This is a genomic window from Kitasatospora sp. NPDC091257, assembly GCF_044757675.1.
Lineage (GTDB): Bacteria > Actinomycetota > Actinomycetes > Streptomycetales > Streptomycetaceae > Kitasatospora > Kitasatospora lactacystinica.
The window spans coordinates 1-1509 of the sequence record NZ_JBIVVI010001648.1; the positions used below are offsets into that span (position 1 = coordinate 1).

The following is a 1509-nucleotide window of genomic DNA, read 5'->3' on the forward strand; positions in this document are numbered from 1 at the left end:
CCCGCCCCGCCCGCGGGGGCGCCCCCGGCCCGGCGGCCGCGAGGACGGGTCCAAGGGCCCTGTTCCCGGACCGGTCGGGGCGCGCACGCTCGTAAGCAGCGGGACCCGCGGGCCCCGTGCAGTCGAACCCCGCGGTTGAAGCCGAAGCCTCGCGGTTGAAGGAGTGGATCGCCATGACGCTCGACCCGGCTCTCACCCAGATGCTCAGCGCGGCCGACCTGCGCCTGCTCGCCGCGGCCGGCGGCGCGGCGCCCTCGCTGCACAACAGCCAGCCCTGGCGCTTCGCGCCGACCCCGGACGGGCGCGGGCTCGCCGTGCACGCCGACGCCGGGCGTTCCGTACCCCTGGCCGACCCGGTCGGCGCCGCGGTGCACATCGCGGTCGGCGCGGCCGTGTTCAACCTGCGGGTGGCGGCCGGCCGGCTGGACCGGGAACCGCAGGTCCGGCTGCTGCCGGAGGCCGCCGATCCCGGCCTGCTCGCCGTGCTCGACCTCTCCCGGCCGGCCGTCGAGGAGACGCCCTTCGGCCGTGACCTCTACCCCGCGATCGCCGCCCGGCACTCCAGCCGCGAGCCCTTCACCCAGCGCGACGTCCCCGAGGCGGTGATCGGCGAGCTGATGGCCGCCGCCCGCGAGGAGGGCGTCGCGCTCGCCGCACTGGAGGAGGACGGCGTGCGGCGGGTGCAGGCGCTGACCGCCGAGGCCGAGCGCCGCATCGCCGACGACCCGGCCCGCGTCGCCGAGTCCCGCGCCTGGCTGCGGTCCGACGACGGCACCGCCGAGGACGGCATCCCGCAGGCCGCGCTCGGCCCGCAGGACCACGACGCCCGGGTGCCGATGCGCGAGTTCGCCGGCCGCCCGCCGGAGGCGCCCGCGCAGCCCTCCCGGCGGTTCGAGGCGCTGCCCCAGCTGTGCACCCTCACCACTCCCGGCGACGGCCCGCTGGACTGGCTGCGCACCGGGCAGGCGCTGGAGCGGGTCTGGCTGCTGGCCACGGTGCACGGCGTCCGGCTCACCATTTGGCACCAGGCGATCGAGTGGCCGGACATTCGCTGGGCGCTGCGCGACCCGGCCGCCGGTCCGGGGCACGTCCAGCTGGTGCTGCGGGCCGGCTACGGCCCGCCCGGTGCGGCGACCCCGCGCCGGACGGTGGAGGAGACGCTCGGGGAGCGTCCCGCCTGAGCCGAGCGCCCTGCCCCGGGCGTCACTCGGAGCGCCCCGCCTGGAGCGTCTCCCCGGCCCCTGGGGCTCGAAGCCGTCGGGCTTCGGGCCCCAGGGGCCTTCGGGGACGGTCAGCGCGGCCGTTCGGCCGCGGGCAGCACCTGGGCGGCGAGCCGCAGCGACGGACTGTGCCGGAAGGCGAGGGTGAACTCCACCCACTGGCCGGCCCGCAGCTGCGGCGGGTCGGCGATCATCAGGTCCGCGTCCTCCGGGGACGGTCAGCGCGGCCGTTCGGCCGCGGGCAGCACCTGGGCGGCGAGCCGCAGCGACGGACTGTGCCGGAAGGCGA

2 protein-coding genes are annotated in these 1509 nt (G+C 78.3%); one reads left to right on the plus strand and one right to left on the minus strand.

Annotation, left to right across the window (positions count from 1 at the left end):
• Positions 1 to 173: 173 nt before the first annotated feature.
• The gene (locus ACIQOV_RS40995; protein WP_401056175.1) at positions 174 to 1181 is read left to right on the plus strand and encodes an Acg family FMN-binding oxidoreductase; all 1008 of its coding nucleotides are present in this window, start codon (positions 174 to 176) and stop codon (positions 1179 to 1181) included.
• Between the two features lie 110 nt (positions 1182 to 1291).
• Here the strand turns inward: ACIQOV_RS40995 and ACIQOV_RS41000 are convergent, their stop codons facing one another.
• Entirely contained in the window at positions 1292 to 1414 is a 123-nt protein-coding gene (locus ACIQOV_RS41000) for a hypothetical protein (RefSeq protein WP_401056177.1), read from the minus strand.
• Between the last annotated feature and the right edge of the window lie 95 nt (positions 1415 to 1509).

What these genes read in the sequence shown, in the direction of transcription:
- ACIQOV_RS41000 (WP_401056177.1), bottom strand. Translation starts at nt 1,414, where the DNA reads ATGATCGCCGACCCGCCGCAGCTGCGGGCCGGCCAGTGGGTGGAGTTC.
- ACIQOV_RS40995 (WP_401056175.1), top strand. Translation starts at nt 174, where the DNA reads ATGACGCTCGACCCGGCTCTCACCCAGATGCTCAGCGCGGCCGACCTG.